Annotated in this window: 17 protein-coding genes and 1 riboswitch; all 17 genes read left to right on the top strand. The window is 34.7% G+C overall.

Translation table 11 applies throughout. From position 1 onward, the window contains the following. Positions 1–26: 26 nt before the first annotated feature. Entirely contained in the window at positions 27–227 is a 201-nt protein-coding gene (locus BCB69_RS02195; RefSeq protein ID WP_069176888.1) for a cold shock domain-containing protein, read from the top strand. A gap of 316 nt (positions 228–543) precedes the next feature. Further along, complete coding sequence (gene hpf / locus BCB69_RS02200; RefSeq protein WP_022513964.1) at positions 544–1,077, top strand: ribosome hibernation-promoting factor, HPF/YfiA family; 534 nt, start codon at positions 544–546, stop codon at positions 1,075–1,077. Positions 1,078–1,297: 220 nt separating this feature from the next. Continuing rightward, the gene (gene secA, locus BCB69_RS02205) at positions 1,298–3,763 is read left to right on the top strand and encodes a preprotein translocase subunit SecA (protein WP_022513965.1); all 2,466 of its coding nucleotides are present in this window, start codon (positions 1,298–1,300) and stop codon (positions 3,761–3,763) included. A gap of 49 nt (positions 3,764–3,812) precedes the next feature. Beyond that, positions 3,813–4,917, top strand: a protein-coding gene (gene prfB / locus BCB69_RS02210) for a peptide chain release factor 2 (RefSeq protein WP_335582819.1) whose coding sequence is annotated in 2 segments (ribosomal slippage) — positions 3,813–3,881 and positions 3,883–4,917 — 1,104 coding nt in all. Because the reading frame shifts where the segments join, the coding sequence is not laid out codon by codon here. An 11-nt stretch (positions 4,918–4,928) separates the two neighbouring features. After that, complete coding sequence (locus tag BCB69_RS02215; protein WP_069176889.1) at positions 4,929–6,962, top strand: DUF5693 family protein; 2,034 nt, start codon at positions 4,929–4,931, stop codon at positions 6,960–6,962. Then, positions 6,952–8,046 (top strand): polysaccharide pyruvyl transferase CsaB, encoded by a 1,095-nt coding sequence (csaB, locus tag BCB69_RS02220; protein WP_069176890.1) that lies wholly within the window; start codon positions 6,952–6,954, stop codon positions 8,044–8,046. Before BCB69_RS02215 ends, csaB begins: the two co-directional genes overlap by 11 nt. Before the next feature lies 1 nt (position 8,047). Further along, positions 8,048–8,884 carry a transketolase gene (locus BCB69_RS02225; RefSeq protein WP_069176891.1) on the top strand — a complete coding sequence of 279 codons (837 nt, stop codon included), beginning with the start codon at positions 8,048–8,050 and terminating at the stop codon, positions 8,882–8,884. Then, positions 8,884–9,813: a transketolase family protein gene (locus BCB69_RS02230; RefSeq protein ID WP_022513522.1), complete on the top strand. Its 930-nt coding sequence runs from the start codon at positions 8,884–8,886 to the stop codon at positions 9,811–9,813. Before BCB69_RS02225 ends, BCB69_RS02230 begins: the two co-directional genes overlap by 1 nt. Positions 9,814–9,818: 5 nt before the next feature. Further along, entirely contained in the window at positions 9,819–10,505 is a 687-nt protein-coding gene (gene ftsE, locus BCB69_RS02235) for a cell division ATP-binding protein FtsE (protein WP_022513521.1), read from the top strand. After that, entirely contained in the window at positions 10,498–11,382 is an 885-nt protein-coding gene (gene ftsX, locus BCB69_RS02240) for a permease-like cell division protein FtsX (protein ID WP_022513520.1), read from the top strand. The genes ftsE and ftsX overlap by 8 nt, the downstream gene beginning before the upstream one ends. A 3-nt stretch (positions 11,383–11,385) precedes the next feature. Continuing rightward, entirely contained in the window at positions 11,386–12,528 is a 1,143-nt protein-coding gene (locus BCB69_RS02245) for a murein hydrolase activator EnvC family protein (protein WP_069176893.1), read from the top strand. Next, positions 12,528–13,679 (top strand): S41 family peptidase, encoded by a 1,152-nt coding sequence (locus BCB69_RS02250; RefSeq protein ID WP_069176894.1) that lies wholly within the window; start codon positions 12,528–12,530, stop codon positions 13,677–13,679. The genes BCB69_RS02245 and BCB69_RS02250 overlap by 1 nt, the downstream gene beginning before the upstream one ends. A 224-nt stretch (positions 13,680–13,903) precedes the next feature. Further along, complete coding sequence (glmU, locus tag BCB69_RS02255) at positions 13,904–15,280, top strand: bifunctional UDP-N-acetylglucosamine diphosphorylase/glucosamine-1-phosphate N-acetyltransferase GlmU (protein ID WP_069176895.1); 1,377 nt, start codon at positions 13,904–13,906, stop codon at positions 15,278–15,280. A 51-nt stretch (positions 15,281–15,331) separates the two neighbouring features. After that, positions 15,332–16,285, top strand: a complete 954-nt coding sequence (locus tag BCB69_RS02260) for a ribose-phosphate diphosphokinase (RefSeq protein ID WP_022513516.1) — start codon at positions 15,332–15,334, stop codon at positions 16,283–16,285. Continuing rightward, positions 16,285–16,851, top strand: coding sequence for an aminoacyl-tRNA hydrolase (gene pth / locus BCB69_RS02265; protein ID WP_069176896.1), 567 nt, complete (start codon positions 16,285–16,287; stop codon positions 16,849–16,851). Before BCB69_RS02260 ends, pth begins: the two co-directional genes overlap by 1 nt. 75 nt (positions 16,852–16,926) lie before the next feature. Further along, positions 16,927–17,601, top strand: coding sequence for a dTMP kinase (locus tag BCB69_RS02270; RefSeq protein ID WP_022513514.1), 675 nt, complete (start codon positions 16,927–16,929; stop codon positions 17,599–17,601). A gap of 59 nt (positions 17,602–17,660) precedes the next feature. Continuing rightward, positions 17,661–17,793, top strand: a riboswitch (FMN riboswitch). A gap of 47 nt (positions 17,794–17,840) precedes the next feature. Then, the gene (gene ribD, locus BCB69_RS02275; protein WP_418235869.1) at positions 17,841–18,962 is read left to right on the top strand and encodes a bifunctional diaminohydroxyphosphoribosylaminopyrimidine deaminase/5-amino-6-(5-phosphoribosylamino)uracil reductase RibD; all 1,122 of its coding nucleotides are present in this window, start codon (positions 17,841–17,843) and stop codon (positions 18,960–18,962) included. Positions 18,963–18,973 lie beyond the last annotated feature (11 nt).

Below are 18,973 nucleotides of genomic sequence, written 5' to 3' on the forward strand. Positions count from 1 at the left end.
TGTTTTTTTATCAGGAGGAATTTTCCATGAAAGGTACAGTTAAGTGGTTCAGCGCAGAAAAGGGTTATGGATTTATTGAAAAGGAAGATGGTGGCGACGTATTCGTTCACTTCTCCGCAATCCAGTCCGAAGGCTTTAAGACTCTGAATGAAGGCCAGCAGGTTGAATTCGATGTTGTCTCTGGCGCTAGAGGAGATCAGGCTGCTAACGTTAATGTCATTGCGTAATCACTTATTGACTATAAAGATATAGTTTCAATTAGAATTAATCAATGAAAGACTAGCAAAACAAAAGAAGCACTACTTGTAAAGTAGTGCTTCTTTTGTTTTGTTCATAAATAGATTGTTTGATATAAAATTATATTATAAACATATATGTTTAATTGTTATACTTTTTCATAATTTATGTTTTTTTATTATAGTTAAAATGTTTTAAAAGCAATTTATTACATATGTATAACTGTTTTATATTTGAAATAAAATGATAATCATATATAATAAAAACAAGAGATAAAAAGGTGCATCTCTAAAAGGAGGATTCATTATGGAAATTATAGTTAGAGGAAAAAATCTTGAAGTAACCCCGGCTCTTCGCAGTTATGTAGAAAAGCACACTGACAAAATTCAGAGATACTTTGACAAACCGGTTAAAATTAATGCATTACTCCGTATTTCCAATATGACAGAAACTTGTGAGGTTACCGTTTTTGTTGATGGAGTTATTCTTCGCGGTGTTGAAAAATCTGATGATATGTATAAGTCTATTGATTTAGTATTTGATAAAGTGGAACGTCAGATTCATAAATATAAAACACGTATAGCTAAAAGGTTTAAATCATCACAAGTTTTTAATAAACAATTTTATGAAGCAGAAAACATAGAAGAAAAACAAGGCGAATTTGAAATTGTAAGAACCAAGCATTTTACTCTTTCTCCTATGTCGCCGGAAGAAGCCATTCTTCAAATGAATTTATTAGGACATAGTTTCTTTATGTTTATTAATGCAGAAACTGATGAGTCGGCTGTAGTATATCGTAGAAATGATGGGAAATATGGCTTAATTGAAGCAGACAATTAAATAAAATACTCTCTCTAAGATAAAAAATCTTAGAGAGAGTATTTTTATTTTTAATCATAAAAATATAGAATTTTTAACTATGTGTTTTTGCTTTTTGAAAACTCCTTTTTTAGCTATTCTTTTTTGACTATACGAGTAGGTTTTGATAAAATGTACTAGATATAATTTATGAAAATATACTGTAATAATGTATACATCTTACCAATGAGGAGCGGAATTCATGTTTAAATTTATTGATAGATTATTTAACGGTTCTAATGAACGAGATATTAAAAAAATGAGAAGGATTGTTGAAGAAAAAATTAATCCATTAGAACCGGAGTTAATGAACCTTAGTGATGCTTCTTTGTCGCATAAAACGGTTGAATTTAAGAATCGACTGGCTAATGGTGAAACTTTAGATGATATCTTACCGGAAGCATTTGCTGTTGTTCGTGAAGCTTCACGTCGTGTTCTCGGTATGAGACACTTTGATGTGCAATTAATTGGAGGCATGGTACTTCACAAGGGAAATATAGCAGAAATGAGTACAGGGGAAGGAAAGACCTTGGTTGCTACTTCTCCTGTATATTTAAATGCGCTGGAAGGTAAAGGTGTTCATGTTATTACCGTTAATGATTATTTAGCTAAACGTGATAGCGAGTGGATGGGGCGTGTTTATAAGTTCTTAGGGTTATCTGTAGGTTTAATAGTTCATGATCTTAATTTTGAACAAAGAAAAATTGCTTATAACTCAGATATTACTTATGGCACTAATAATGAATTCGGTTTTGATTATTTAAGAGATAACATGGTTACTCGTTTAGATCAAATGGTTCAACGTCCACTCCATTACTGTTTAATTGATGAAGTAGATAGTATTCTTATAGATGAAGCTCGTACTCCTCTTATCATTTCCGGTCCGGGACAAAAATCAACAGATTTATATTACACCGTGGCAAAATTAATTCCTCAACTTAAAGAAGGAGTTGACTATACCATTGATGAAAAACAAAAAACAGTAGCTCCTACAGAAGCCGGTGTAGCTAAGATGGAAAACTTATTAAAAGTTGATAACTTGTATGATTCTTCCAACTTGGAATTAAACCATATTTTTAATCAAGCTCTTCGTGCAGAAACTATGATGAAGCGAGATAGAGATTATGTAGTTAAAGATGGGGAAGTTACTATTGTTGATGAATTTACAGGACGCTTAATGTACGGTCGTCGTTATTCTGACGGATTGCATCAAGCTATTGAAGCTAAGGAAGGATGCCCTGTAGAAAGAGAGAGCCAAACTTTAGCTACAATTACATTCCAAAACTACTTTAGAATGTATAACAAGTTAGCAGGGATGACAGGTACGGCTAAGACAGAAGAGCAGGAATTTATTAAGATTTATGGTTTGGAAGTATTCCAGATACCGACTAATAGACCTATTCAACGTCAAGATTTATCCGATTCTATTTATAAGACTACCAGAGGCAAGTATAAGGCGGTAGTACGTGAAGTAAAGAGACGTCATGAAGCAGGGCAGCCTGTATTAATTGGTACTACTTCTATTGAGCAATCTGAAAAATTAAGTCAGATGCTTAAACAGGAAAATATTGTTCATAATGTTTTAAATGCTAAGTATCATGAACAGGAAGCTGCTATTGTTGCACAAGCCGGACAAAAAGGACAAGTTACTATTGCTACTAATATGGCAGGTCGTGGTACAGATATTATTCTTGGTGAAGGTGTAGCTGAACTTGGCGGATTAGTCATCATTGGTACAGAACGTCATGAAAGTCGTCGTATTGATAACCAATTACGTGGACGTGCCGGTCGACAAGGTGATCCGGGAAGTAGCCAATTTTTCTTATCTTTGGATGATAACCTCATGCGTATTTTCGGTGGGGATAATATCAAAAAATTCATGGAAAAAATGGGACTTGATGAAGATGAAGAAATTAAAAGTAAAATGGTTTCTAATGCTATCCGTAAAGCACAACAACGAGTAGAAAATCGCAACTTTGAAACTCGTAAATATGTTCTTGAATATGATGATGTTATGAATCAACAGCGTCATGTTCTTTATGAACAGCGCCGTCGTATTTTGGATGGAAATGAAATGAAAGAACAAATTCTTCGTATGGTAGATGACTTAATAATTAAAGCGATGTCTATTTATGCGGATGAAAAATTATATCCCGAAGAATGGGATTTTGCAGGGCTTATAAAATACTGTGAAAAATATTTCTTGGCACCTAATGAAATATTGTTAGAAACCATTGAAAACCTTAGCAGAGAGGATATTGAAGAACTACTTATTAAATCGGCACATGATACTTATGAGTCTCGTGAGAAATCTATAGGTGCTGAATTAATGAGAGAATTAGAAAAAGCAGTTATGCTTAAGGTTGTAGATGCTAAGTGGATGGAGCACTTAGATAATATGGAAATGCTTAAAGAAGGCATTAATCTTCGTTCTTATGGGCAACGTAATCCATTAGTTGAATATAAAATGGAAGCTTTTGATATGTTTGAAGCTATGGAACAAACCATTGTAGAAACGATTGTTCTGTATATGTATCATATTCAAGTGCGTGTAAATGAACAACCTCCGGTAGCACCGGCTGCAGAAAATCACTTAGAAGGTGCTACGGCTCATTATGTAGATGATAATAGTAATGAAGTAGTAGCTAATGCAGATGTAAAAGAATAGTTTTCTTAAAGTCTGTTATATAAAAAATATAAGAAAGCGATGTGAAAATATGCTGGAAGACTTAAAAAAAGTGTTGTCAGATATGCTTACGCATGAACAAGAAATCAGGGATTCACTTTGACCTCCCTAGATTGAAAGAAAAAATCAAAACTTATGATATAGAAATGAGTGATCCTTCTTTTTGGGATAATCCGGATAAGGCGAGAGAAATTTCTCAACAAGCTACAGAAGCTAAAGATACATATGACACATACACACGTTTGTTTGAACAAGCCGAAGGTATTCAGGAACTTCTGGAAATAGCTATTGAAGAAGATGACCAATCTATGGAGGCTGAAATTAAAAGTGAAATTGAACGTATTGGCTTAATTTTGGAACAGAAAGAAATAGAGATTTTACTTAATGAACCTTATGATACCAACAATGCAATTATCACTTTTCATGCAGGTGCAGGTGGAACAGAAGCACAAGATTGGACAGAAATGCTTATTCGCATGTATCTAAAGTGGGCTGAGTCCAGAGGCTTTGAGTTAGAAGAATTAAATATACTTCCGGGAGATGAAGCAGGTGTTAAATCCGCAGAATATATGATACGAGGAAAGTTTGCATATGGTCTTTTAAAAGCGGAAAAAGGAGTACATAGACTTGTACGTATTTCACCTTTTGATGCAGCTAAACGAAGACATACATCTTTTGCTGCTGTAGATGTTATGCCTGAAATTACTGATGATGTAGAAGTAGATTTAAATATGGCTGATGTCAGAGTTGACTATTATCGTGCTAGTGGAGCAGGTGGTCAGCATATTAATAAAACCAGTTCAGCTGTACGTATGACGCATCTTCCTACCGGCATTGTTGCACAATGTCAAAGTCAAAGATCTCAACATCAAAATAAAGATAGATGTTTACAGATTTTACGTGCAAAATTATATGAATTGGAATTAGCGAAACGAGAAAAAGAAAAACAAGCTATTGATGGGGAACAACAGGCTATTGAGTGGGGAAGCCAAATTCGTTCTTATGTATTCCAACCATATACTTTGGTAAAGGATAATCGAAGTGGTGTGGAAACCGGAAATATTCAAGCTGTTATGGATGGAGAATTAGATGTTTTCATAGAAGGCTTTTTGAAATATAATAAGCTCCAAAAATAAAGGGAGAAAAGATGAAACTTTTTCACAGTACGATAGTTAAGATATTATCAATTATAGTTATACTTTCATTGATGCCGGCATTATTTATTACCTGGCAACGACATCAAGTGGAAACACAAGCTAGAACTGTAGAAATGGTATATGATTATGATAATATCTTAGGGCGTGCTGCTGTTGAAAAAACAACAGCAGATGACTTATTTGAGTTATATCGAAACAGTGGTATAACTTCTCTCGCTTTATATGATGAAACACCTCAAAAATTAATGGATCGTGGAGATATTCGTTTGGTATCCGGGAGCACTATGCGTTCTACTATGTTTACCAATTCGGAGATACACGAAGAATGTACTTATATTCAGCCTGCTAATAAAAAGAACGGGGCTGTTATTTTTAGTGAATTTAAAACTGCAATTATGGAAAATTTTCGTAAAGAAGATTTTCGTGTATTGACACTCAATGGTGTAGAAACTATTGAAGTGAAAGTCAATTATCAAAACTTTGTCGATATGCCTCTTGGAATATTTCCCTCTCAAGTACAAGACATTTCAGACAAAGGTTTTTATGTTGTTCTTCGCCCTAAGAATCGTCCACATATTACAAAGGAAATTGTTGATAATTTTTTAAAATCTGTTGATGTCTCTTCTAAAGTAAGTGCCGTTTTGTTTACCGGAAAAGAAGTGTTAGGCGTAAATACGGAATGGAGTACATACCTTACTTCCGAGTTAAATAAAAGGCATATTCCGATTGTTCTTATTGAAGCACAGAATCAATTGGGATTTGAACCACAACAAGGGATTTTAAATGTGGCGAAACAAAGCAACTATGAAAATGTTCGTTTATATGCGATGTCTAAAGAAGAGTTAATAAAACTATCACAAACAGAGGCAGCTTCTCGTTTTTATATTAGTGATGTAGAAAGAAATATAAGAATGAATTTATTTCCTTCTTATAAAGATGCAAAAAATGGGCAGACGTTATCAGAAACTAATGCATCCTATATTCGAATGGTAAGAGAACGTTTAGAAAATCATGGATTTTCTATAGGGAAAGCATCTATATTAGAGTCTTATTATCCTAATAAAACCGTAAGAGCCTTTGTTATGATTGGTGCAGTTGCATTGAGTACACTTACGCTTCTCTTTTTAATTCCTGGACTTGTTTCTTGGGGGAGTTGGATTTTTAGTATTGGAATCTTAGTAACACAAGGCTTATATTGGGGAACTTCTTCTGCTTTACCTTTACAATTGTTAGCAATGAGTGTTGCTGTTTGTACGCCGGTAATAGTTGTTACTTTATTTATGGAGTATTGCTTAAGGAAAAAAGAAGAAGCTTATATTCGATATGGATGGGGACGTATTTTACTTGAAGGGATTTTGTCCTTATGGATATCGGGATTGGTCGTGTTACTATGTGCAAATTTTGTAGCTTCTCTTTTAGGAGATATTAGATTCTTTTTAGAGATTCTGTATTTTAGGGGAGTGAAGTTAACCTTTGTACTTCCGGTTATTTTTATTTCTCTAATATATATTCAGAAATTCCCTGTTTTTAAAAAAGCGGTAACAACAGATTCTGAATTTATATCTTTTGTTAAAGAGTTTTGTAACATTCCCATAAAAATGGGGTTGTTGCTGTTAATGGGAATATTGGCGGTAACCGGTTTTATTTTTGTAGGGAGAAGTGGTAATAACGGTGCTCCTGTACCACAGTTTGAAGTTCAGTTAAGACGATTCCTTGAAATGGTTATGTATGCCAGACCGAGGGAAAAAGAATTCTTGTTTGGACATCCGGCAATACTCATGGTTCTGATTTCTTATTATAAAAAATGGCCACAACTTCTTCATTATTTATTTATTCTTGCTTTTACTATAGGACAAGGATCTATTATTGAAACTTTTGCGCATATGAGGAGTCCTTATATATTAAGCCTCATTAGGGGTTTCGATGGTTTGATAGCAGGTACCGGTATTATGATTTTAGCATTGTTTGCTACTATTGTTTTACTTCGAATTACAAAGTTTTTCGGAGGTAAATATGAATCATAAAATTGTACTTTCCGGTTATTATGGATTTAGTAATGCAGGGGATGAAGCGATGCTTTATTCGATTATCCGCTCATTGCAAATCACTTTTCAAAATCCGGAGATTACTGTTATCTCAGGGAATCCGAAAGCAACGAAAGAAGAATTTGAAGTAAAAACTATTTCTAGATTTGATGGAATAAAAATATTACGTGCTATATGGAATACGGATATTTTGATTTCCGGTGGAGGAAGTTTATTACAAGATGTGACCAGCGGTAAAAGCATTTTATATTATATGCTTATTATCCTGTTGGGAGTTATTTTTAGAAAAAAAGTATTTTTATTTGCACAAGGGATTGGTCCTGTTCGATATCGCGTTACAAGAGTTGTATTAAAACATGTATTGAATCATGTTGATTTTATTACTGTTCGAGACAAAGAATCGAAAGGATTTCTAACTCGATTAGGTGTTAAGAAACCTATTTATCATACAGCAGATGCAGTTATGCTTCTTCCTTCTGTATCTTTAGTAGAAGGTCGTAAAATTTTACAAGAGCAAAAGATTCCTTTAGATAAAAAATTGATAGGCATTAGTGTTAGGAAGTGGAAAGAGTTAGATAAATGGAAAAAAGAATTTCGCGTATTTATTAATAAATTACTTGAACAAGAAGATGTAGTAATTGTATTCATTACGATGCAAAGACCCGGAGATACAATCGCTGCTCGAAAGATTATTAAAGCAGATAATAAACGAATTTTTTTACTTAAAGGGAATTATAAAGTAGATGAACTTATGTCTATTATTGGAAATATAGATGTATTAGTAGGTATGAGGTTGCATGCATTAATTTTTGCTTCTTTAATGCATGTACGTGTAGTAGGTATTTCTTATGATCCGAAAGTTAATCACTTTTTGGATTCTATCAACGAAGAGTGTTTATGCAATGTTTCTTCATTAGATGCTGAAAAGTTATATCATAAAACATATCAACTTCTTGAAGAAAGTACAGAGGAACACGATTGGAGTGCTGTAGAAAATCTTAGGCATTGTTCTCAAAAAACGATTGAACTATTAAAACAAATGATAAATAACAGGGAGAAGTAAGATGGGAAATTTGACACAAGAGAGAGTTCATCAATTAAGTTCTATTGCAAAAAAAATACGTATTGATATTTTAGAAATGATTACGAAAGCATCTTCCGGACATACAGGGGGATCTCTATCTATAGCGGATCTTATTACGCTTCTTTATTTTGAGGAAATGAATATTGATCCGGAAAATCCTCAAAAATCGGATAGAGACAGATTAGTTCTTTCTAAAGGACATGCAGCACCTGCTATTTATGCTGCTTTAGCAGAAAAAGGTTATTTTGCTAAAGAGGAACTTTTTTATCTTCGGCAAGCTAACCATATGCTGCAAGGACATCCGGATATGAAACATACTCCCGGTGTAGATATGACAACCGGTTCTTTAGGACAAGGGATTTCCGCAGCATGTGGAATGGTATTATCGGCTAAGATGGATAATGCTGACTGGTATGTGTATACAGTTTTAGGAGATGGAGAGCTAGAAGAAGGTCAAGTTTGGGAGGCTGCTATGTATGCAGCACATTATAAATTAGATCATCTGATTGCTTTTGTTGATAATAATGGATTGCAAATTGATGGACCTATTTCTCAAGTAATGTCTTCTCTTCCTATTTCAGAAAAATTTAAAGCTTTTGGCTGGCATGTGATAAATGTGAATGGTCATAATATGAATGAATTACACTGCGCCATAGAAGAAGCGAAGCAAGTGAAAGATTCTCCTTCCGTGGTTATTATGAAAACTATCAAAGGAAAAGGTGTAAAAGAAACTGAGAATAAAGTTGGATGGCATGGTAAGGCTCCATCTGAAGAACAATGTGTTCAGTTTGTAAAAGAAGTGCAGGAGGCAGAGTAATGAAAGCAACTCGTCAAGCATATGGGGAAACTTTAAGAGAATTGGGGGGCCAAAATACAGATATTGTAGTATTGGATGCAGATTTGTCTTGTTCCACCAATACCGCTACTTTTGCGAAAGAATATCCTAATCGATTTTTTAATACAGGTATTGCAGAAAGTAATATGATTGGGGTTGCAGCCGGTTTGGCTACGGCAGGAAAAATTCCTTTTGCTTCTACTTTTGCTGTTTTTGGAGCGGGTAGAGCTTATGAACAAATTCGTAATTCGGTTTGTTATCCTAATTTAAATGTAAAAATAGCAGTAACACATGCAGGATTAACTGTTGGTGAAGATGGTGCAACTCATCAGATGTTGGAAGATCTTTCATTGATGCGTGCGCTCCCCAATATGAGTGTAGTTGTTCCTGCGGATGCGCTTGAAACGGCACAAGTAATTCGATGGGCAGCAGATTATAAAGGACCTGTATACATTAGATTAGGTCGGGCAAAAGTAGAAGATATACCGGAACTTGATAAAGAATTTAAGCCGGGGATAAGTACTACTCTTTGTGAAGGTAAGGATATTACACTTATTGCTTGTGGTATTATGACTATAAAGGCAATAAAAGCAGCAGAAATTCTTAAAGAAGAAGGAATTTTCGCTCGTGTCATTAATATGAGTTCTATTAAGCCTATTGATAGTAAAGCTATTGCAAAAGCAGCTAAAGAAACGGGCGCTATTGTAACTTGTGAAGAACATACAATTATGGGCGGCTTAGGAAGTGCCGTTGCAGAGATTGTTGTTCGTTCTCATCCGGTTCCTATGGCAATGGTAGGAACACAAGATGTATTCGGTCAATCAGGAAAAGCTGATGAACTATTAGATGTATATGGTTTGACTGCAGAGCATATTGCGGAGGAAGCTAGAAAACTTATGGAGGATAAGTAGGTATCATGATTACTCTAAATGATGTGACTATGCAATATGATACAACACATCCTGCTTTACGTGGAGTTAATGTTCATATTGACAAAGGTGAGTTTGTATTTGTTGTAGGGGCAAGTGGTGCTGGGAAATCTACTTTTGTAAAAATGCTTACCCATGAATTAGTACCACAACAAGGTTCTATACTTATTAATGGACAAGATATTACTCGTCTTTCTAAGAGTCAAGTACCTTATTATCGAAGAAAATTAGGGATTGTTTTTCAAGATTTCCGTCTTTTGGAAGAAAAAACCGTTTATGAAAATATTGCATTTGTACTTCGAGTAACAGGTACAAAAGAACGAATTATTAGAGAACGAACAAGTCATGTTCTTAATTTGGTAGGACTTCGTGGAAAAGAAAATGAACGACCTTCTAAGTTATCCGGAGGGGAGCAACAACGTGTGGCTATAGCACGTGCATTAGCTAATCAACCGTTGTTATTGATTGCTGATGAGCCTACCGGTAATTTAGATCCTAATACGTCTTCCGAAATAATGAATTTATTTAATTCCATTAATCATATGGGAACAACTATTATTATGGTTACTCATAATCAGGAATTAGTAAATGCAATGAATAAACGAGTTCTTTTAATTGATGAGGGACATATTGTAAAAGATGTGAAAAAGGGAGGCTATATTGCTCATGTTTAGTTCAATCAGATATTTTTGGAGCGAAGCATTAAAATCTCTTTTTCGAAATCGCTTTATGACGATAGCATCGATTTTGACAGTTACTTTGTCGATGTTTATTTTGGGCATGTTTTTATGTGTAGTTTTTAATATTGATCATGCAGCCACCTATTTGGAGAGTCAGGTGGAAATGTCTATCTATCTAAAAGAAGATTTAACAACACCGCAGGTTATGGAAGTAGGGAAACATTTAAAAGCACTTCCGGGTGTGGAAAGTGTTTCTTTTGTAAATAAAGATGAAGCTTTAGCACAATTTAAAGAACAATTAGGAGAGCAAGCGGGGATATTGGAGGCTGTTAATGGCAATCCTCTTCCTGCGTCCTATTCACTTTCTTTTGATACACCGACACATCTGAAGCAAGCAGCAGTTATTGTATCTGAGTATAAGGCCGTAGAGTCTGTACAATATGGACAAGATATTATTGAACAGTTATACAAAGTAGCTCAATTTATTCGTATTGCCGGTGCTGTAATTATTGTGTTTTTAGCCGGTGCAGAATTATTTATTATCTCTAATACGATTCGACTTACTGTTTTCGCACGTCGAAGAGAAATTCAGATTATGAAGTATGTAGGTGCTACTAACGGTTTTATTCGTTGGCCATTTATTTATGAAGGTGTTGTTATAGGAATTATCGGTTCGGGGATTGCATCCATATTTATTTGGGAAGGGTATCAACTTGTTTTAGCTAAAATTAATGAAGCGGGATTGGTATTTTTGCCACTTATGAGAGTGTATCCGTTTATGATGTATATTGTTTTGTCACTACTGATAGCGGGTGTTTTTATCGGGGCGCTCGGTAGTGCCATTTCATTGCGTAAGTATATGAAAGTGTGAGTTATGAAAGAGCGTACATATATTATTGTTCCGGCAATGATTGCTTCGATGCTTCTTTTTAACTTAGTAAGTCCAACTTGGGCTGATGATACTACGGATAGCTTAAATAGTGAATTAGAAAGTATTCAAGGGCAAATTGGTAATGCACGAGCACAAAAAGCAAGCGCTGAAGAAATCATTAGAGAAATAGCTGTAAAACTTCATACTATACAAGTAGAATTGGATGCTGCTAATGCAGAGCTCGATCGAATTCATAGTGAAGAAGATAAAGTGAATGCTCAAATAAAACAAATTGAGTTAGAACTTGAAGCAGCTAGAAAACAATTATTGGAACGACAAGATTTATTAAATAAAAGAATACGTGCTATTTATATTCATGGACAACTTAACTATTTAGAAGTTATTATGGGTTCTAAAAATTTTAGCGATTTTGCTAATAGGTTGGAATTGTTAAAGCGTGTTATTCGCTCTGATTATAATTTGATTCAAGATATTAGAGTAAGACAAGAACAAATTCAAGCTAAGATGAATGAGTTGTCCCTGCAGAAGCAAGAATTAGAAAAATTAGCAGCAGAAGCAACGAAAGCTCAACAAGCTATTGAAATGAAACGTGCTGAACAACAAGCCGTTATGGATAGTGCAAAAGCTCAAAGAGATGCCGCTGAGCAGATGGAACAAGACTTAATTGCATCCAGTGAAAGAATTAGACAACAAATTCAGGCTCGTCAAGGGGGAGGCATGGAACCGCAAGTTATTGGAAGCGGTATTCTTGGTTATCCTTGCAGTGGGCCAATTACATCTCCTTTCGGTTATCGAATACACCCTATTTTTGGGACAACTATCTATCACTCAGGGATTGACATTGGCGTAGATGAAGGTACGCCGGTTCATGCTGCAGATAGTGGGGTAGTTATTTATTCCGGTAGCGGACTTACAGGGTATGGTAATGTTGTTATTATTGACCATGGGAACGGATTGTCTACTTTATATGCACATAATAGTGCGTTGTTAGTCTCTGAAGGAGAATCCGTATCTAAAGGGCAAGTAGTGGCTTACTCCGGTATGACAGGATATGCTACCGGTCCTCATGTACATTTTGAAGTTCGTGTTAATGGGTCACCTACAGATCCTATGGGATATTTATAATGAAAAGAATATATGATACTACGTGGAAAAAGATCCTTTTGTGGGTAATATCTTGTATTATAGGTAGTATTACTTTAATCGGTCTTTTTCTGTTTGTATTTTTTGAAAATCCAAAAGCCTTTATTCAATTTATCAATGATTACCGATTGGTTCGTACCCATTATTTTCGGACAATAAGTGATGAAGAGCTGTTTCAGGGAGCAGTGAAAGGACTTGTTCAACAATTGGAAGATCCTTACTCTGTATATCTTTTTGGTGATAATTATAAAGGATTTATTGAACAAACAACCGGTGAATTTGGTGGAGTAGGCATTGTAATCGGATCTAATCTTGATAATAAGTTTTTAATTCTTTCTGTTTTCAAAAAAGGACCGGCACATGATGCCGGTATTGAATCCGGAGGAGAGTTAATTGCTGTAGATGGAGAATCTGTTGCAGGATTGGAACCGGAATTTGTTACTAAAAAAATTCGAGGGAAAATAGGTACAACTGTTACACTTTCCATTTTAAAAGATGGAGAACGTAAGGAGTACACCATGCAACGATCTGATATTGTTATGCCGACAGTTTCTTCCGATTTTGTAGAAAGGGATATCGGCTATATTCATATTTATTCTTTTGCAAAGCATACACCGGAAGAGTTTGCTGAAGAATTAGATAAGTTAAAGAAGTTAGGAGTAAAAAAACTTATTATTGATTTAAGAATGAATCCCGGAGGGACGATTGAATCAGTTGTAGACGTGGCAAATCAAATATTAACTAAAGGCTCTATAGTAAGTTTTGAATCTAAAAATGGAAAATCGCATACATATACAATTGATGGAGTTGATACCCCTTTACCGTTAATTGTATTAATAGATAAAAATAGTGCGAGTGCTTCTGAAATTTTGGCAGGAGCAGTACAAGATAAAAAGGAAGGCCTTATCATCGGACAAAACAGTTTTGGTAAAGGGACAGTACAATCTATTATTTCTTTAGATGAACAATCTGCATTAAAAATTTCTATTGCTCAGTATTTGACCGCAGCAGGAAGAAAAATAGATAAAGTAGGAATTAAGCCGGATATAGAAGTAGAGCCGGCAGGTATATTATTTAATATTAGAAATGACGTAGTTATTCAGAGAGCTGTTCATATATTTAATACGAACTAAAAAACTTATAGTAGTAGAAATGCTACTATAAGTTTTTTATATTTATATCAGTTGCGACCGTTAAATACATTTGATACAATGTCAATGTATATTTTATAATGATAGTAACGATTATAAATAACAGTAGTTTTGACAAGGAGGGTAAATAAAACATATACATCCAAGTCGGAAAAACTGTTTTTTTATTCGTATAAATAAATCTTCAGCATATAATGGGAGTAAAAATGGAACAGTTATCAGCTATTGTCTTGGCAGCAGGACAAGGTACAAGAATGAAATCTAAGTTACCTAAAGTATTACATCAGGTATGCGGAATCCCTATGATTCAACAGGTTGTTCGGATTATAAAAGCTGCCGGATGTGAAAACTGCATTGCTGTCACAGGATTTAAGGAAGAGTTAGTACGTACATCATTAGGCGATACGGTACAATTTGCACATCAAACCGAACAATTAGGAACGGGGCATGCAGTTATGCAGGCATTACCTCTTATTAAAGAAAATATGGATGGTTATGTATTAGTCATTTGTGGTGACACGCCCTTAATTAAAACAGAAACTATTAAGAAATTAATTTCTATTTGTATAAAGAATCAGGCAGCGGCGACCGTACTTACAGCACAATTAGACAATCCTTTCGGTTATGGGCGAGTTATTCGAGATTCTACAGGCAATATGCGCTGTATTGTAGAGCAGAAAGACGGTTCTCCTGAACAGCTTAAAATTAAAGAGATTAATACCGGAACTTATTGCTTTAAAATTAAAGAACTTATCGACGCATTAAGTAAAATTGATAATAATAATGCGCAGAAAGAATACTATTTAACAGATGTATTTGAAATTATGATTCGTCAGAAACAATTAGTGATTCCTGTGATAGCTGAGGATTCGGATGAAACGATGGGGGTTAATTCCAGAATTCAATTAGCTGCTGCAAATAAAATTCTTTATTTACGTAAAGCAGAAGAACTTATGGGTGAAGGTATTACTATCATCTCTCCTGAAAATACTTATATTGAACAAGATGTAACGGTAGGACCTGATACTGTAATTTTCCCGGGTACTATTCTTTCAGGAAAAACAATTATCGGATGTGATTGTATAATAGGACCTGATACACAACTTGAAAATGTGATATGTGGCGATAATAACCAATTAAATCGTGTATATGCACATGATTGCTCTATTGGAAACCAAAATCAAATAGGCCCTTTTGTTCATCTTCGTCCACATACTGATATTCACGATAAAATTAAAATTGGAAATTTTGTAGAAGTGAAAAATTCAGTTATAGATGATGGAACTAAACTCCCTCATCATATTTATTGTGGTGATGCAGATTTAGGTAAAAATGTTAACTTTGGTTGTGGTACGGTAACCGTTAATTTTGATGGAAAAAATAAATATAGGACAGTAGTAGAAGAGCATGCATTTATAGGTTGTAATACTAATTTAATTGCACCGATACATATAGGAAAAAAAGCCTTTACAGCTGCCGGCTCTACTATCACTAAAGATGTTCCTGCAAATGGACTGGCCATTGCAAGAACACATCAAAAGGTTAAAGAAAATTGGGTGACAGAAGACACCTATAAAGATTAAAATAGTATTCAGAAATGTTTTTATAAGATATTCCAATAAAGGAGAACCGTCATGGAAATGGAAGACACTTCAAGACTTAAAATTTTCACAGGTAATGCGCATCCAGAACTCGCAAAAGAAATTTGTGAGTATATTGGAGTTCCACTGGGAAAAGCAATTTGTGGACGCTTCAATAATGGTGAAATTCAAGTTATGGTAAATGAAAGTGTTCGAGGTAAAGATGTATTTATTATTCAACCGACAGGGGCTCCTGTAAATGATAATTTGATGGAATTATTAATTATGGTTGATGCAATGAAGAGAGCTTCAGCTCGTCATATTACGGTTTTTGTTCCTTATTATGGCTATGCACGTCAAGATAGAAAAACTAGAGGAAGAGAACCTATCAGTTCTAAGTTGGTAGCTGATTTGATGAGTGCAGCAGGAGTTACTCGTGTAGTAACTATGGATCTTCACGCCGGACAAATCCAAGGATTTTTTAATGTTCCTGTGGATCATTTAATGTCCACTTCCATTCTTTCCAGTTATATTAAGTCCATGAATTTAGAAAATTTAACAATTGTTTCTCCTGATCTTGGAGGAGTTACCAGAGCCAGAGAATTGGCAGATCGTTTAAATGCACCTATTGCAATTATTGAAAAACGTAGACCGGAACCGGGTGTTGCTAAAGTTATGAACATCATTGGAAAAGTAGAAGGTCGAAATTGTGTTCTTGTTGATGATATTGTTGATACGGCAGGTTCTTTATGTGAAGGTGCTAAAGCATTAAATAATGCAGGCGCACTTGGTGTATATGCAGCAGTTTGTCATCCGGTTCTTACTGCTCCTGCTACAGAAAGAATTATAGACTCCCCAATTAAACAATTGATTGTAACTAATTCTTTAGCTATTCCTGAAGAAAAACGGAATGAAAAAATTAAAGTATTATCTGTAGCACCATTATTAGGAGATGCTATTATGCGTATTTTTCATGATGCTTCTGTAAGCTCACTATTTGATAAATAATGAAACTAATTGTAGGATTAGGAAATCCAGGTAAAGAATATGTAGCAACTCGTCATAATGTTGGGTTTGATGTGATTGATGAGTTGGCAACTCGATGGAAAATTTCTGCATGGAAAAAAGATTTTAGTGCAGAAATCGCTATGATTACTATAAATGAAGAGAAGGTTTGTCTTATGAAACCTTTAACTTATATGAATAAAAGTGGAGATGCCATAAATACCGCTGTCAGATTTTATAAAATCTGTGCAGATGATATTTGGGTTATTTGTGATGATTTAGATCTTCCTGTGGGAAAGATACGTATTCGCAAAAAAGGATCTGCCGGAGGTCATAATGGATTAAAATCTATTATTTCTCATATGGGACAAGATTTCCCACGTTTTCGTATAGGTGTTGGACATCCTAAAGATGGACATACTGTAATTGAGCATGTACTTGGTAGACCTTATGGTGCTGACATTGTAGCTGTCAATAAAGCTATAAAATATACAGCAGATGCTGTTATAGGTGCTCTTGATAAAGGGATAGATAAAGCAATGAATGCATTTAATCCGAAACGAGGATAATTAGAACAGACTATAATGAATATAACAAATTCGTTATGGTCTGTTTACTATATCCCGTTAGAAGAGGAGTTGATTATGAAAGGTGCTTTAATTGTATTTGAAGGAATTGATGGTAGTGGGAAAGCTACACAATCCTCTTTACTTACAAAAAAATTAAAACAAGAAGGAAAGTCAGTTATGCATATATCCTTTCCGGATTATGCAAGTCCGGCTTCTTCTTTGGTGAAAATGTATCTCAATGGAGATTTTGGAAGCAAACCTACAGATGTGAATCCTCATGCCGCTTCTTTATTATATGCACTAGACCGATTTGCATCTTATCGTACAAAATGGAAAGAGTTTTATCTTTCGGGAGGCATTGTTATTGCAGATCGTTATACCACCAGTAATATGGTTCATCAAATGACTAAGTATTCAAATGTCACAGAAAGAGATAGTTTCTTATGTTGGTTAGAAGATCTTGAATACAATAAATTGGAGTTACCACAACCTGACTTAGTTGTATTGTTAGATGTACCATTATCAGTTTCAAAAAAGTTAGTACTTGAAAGAGCAAAAGAAGGTGGCTCTATGGATATTCATGAACAACATCTTGATTATTTATCACAATGCTACGAAGCTTATCAACAACTATGTGATAAATACCATTGGCAAAGGATTGCTTGTACAGAAGATGGAGAGTTGAGACTTATTGAAGATATAACGAAAGAAGTAGAAGAAGTAGTAGATTCTTTGTTAGTAACTTTATAAAAATTCAAAACTTGTAAACAGTATAAAAATCATTTATACTGTAGCAGTTAAGAAGAATAATTTCTCTTCAGGGCAAGGTGTAACTCCTTACCGGTGGTAAAGCCCACGAGCCATGTGCTGATTTGGTGAAACTCCAAAGCCGACAGTAATAGAATATATATATTCTTAAGTCTGGATGAAAGATAGAGGAAAGTATTATAATCAATGCCACGTCCTGAGGAATTCAGGAGGTGGCTTTTTTGAGTGAAGAAATAGACAAAAAGTACATGAGAAGAGCTCTAACATTAGCACTCAAAGGTAGAGGGTATACAAGGCCAAATCCTATAGTTGGGGCTGTTCTTGTAAAGGATGACAGAATTATTGGAGAAGGTTGGCATAAAAAGTTTGGTGATTCTCATGCAGAAGTGAATGCATTTACATCTGCCTTGGAAGATCCTACAGGTGCCACTTTATATATCACTTTAGAACCTTGTTCTCATTACGGAAAGACTCCTCCTTGTGCCGATCTCATTATAAAGAAAAAAGTAGCACGTGTGGTATGTGCGATGCAGGATCCGAATCCTGTAGTGTCGGGGCGCGGATTAGAATTATTGCAATCACATGGTATTAGCGTTACAGTTGGTATATTAGAAAAAGAAGCAAAAAAAGTTAATGATATTTTTTTAAAATATATAGTGTATCAAACTCCTTTTGTATTGTATAAAGCAGCGATGTCATTGGATGGAAAAATTGCTTGTTATACAGGAGATTCTCGATGGGTTAGCAGTGAAGAATCAAGAAAAGATGTGCATAAACTTCGTAGTGTATATACAGGAATTATGGTAGGGGCAGGTACTATTATTGCAGATAATCCTCGACTTACAGCACGTATAGAAGGGGCTATAAATCCTATTAGAATTATTGTAGATGGAAATTTATCTATTCCAACTACAGCTCGTGTATTTAAGGAAAAAGGAAGAAATATTATATTAACAACTTCTGACGCTTCAAACTCTAAAAAAAATGAATTTGAAAACCTTGGGGCGGAGATATTTTGTTATGATAGCTCCTTTATAGGTAAAGTGGATTTAAAAAAAGCCATGATAGGATTAGGTTCTTTAGGTATTGATTCTATTTTATTAGAAGGTGGACCTACGCTGGCTACTGAAGCATTGAAAGCCGGAATTATTGACAAAGTACGCTTTTATTATGCACCTAAAATTATTGGTGGAAACCAAGCAATTTCTTCATTTGTAGGTAAAGGTGTGCCAACCATGGATAAATCTTTACTTCTTAATGATGTTTCTTATGAAACTTTGGGAGAAGATTTTGTTATAGAGGCGTATTTAAGAAAACCATATAAGTTAGATGCATTAAATTAAAAGTAATAATG

It is taken from the genome of Dialister pneumosintes, from assembly GCF_001717505.1.
In the GTDB taxonomy this organism is placed as follows: Bacteria; Bacillota; Negativicutes; order Veillonellales; family Dialisteraceae; genus Allisonella; species Allisonella pneumosinta.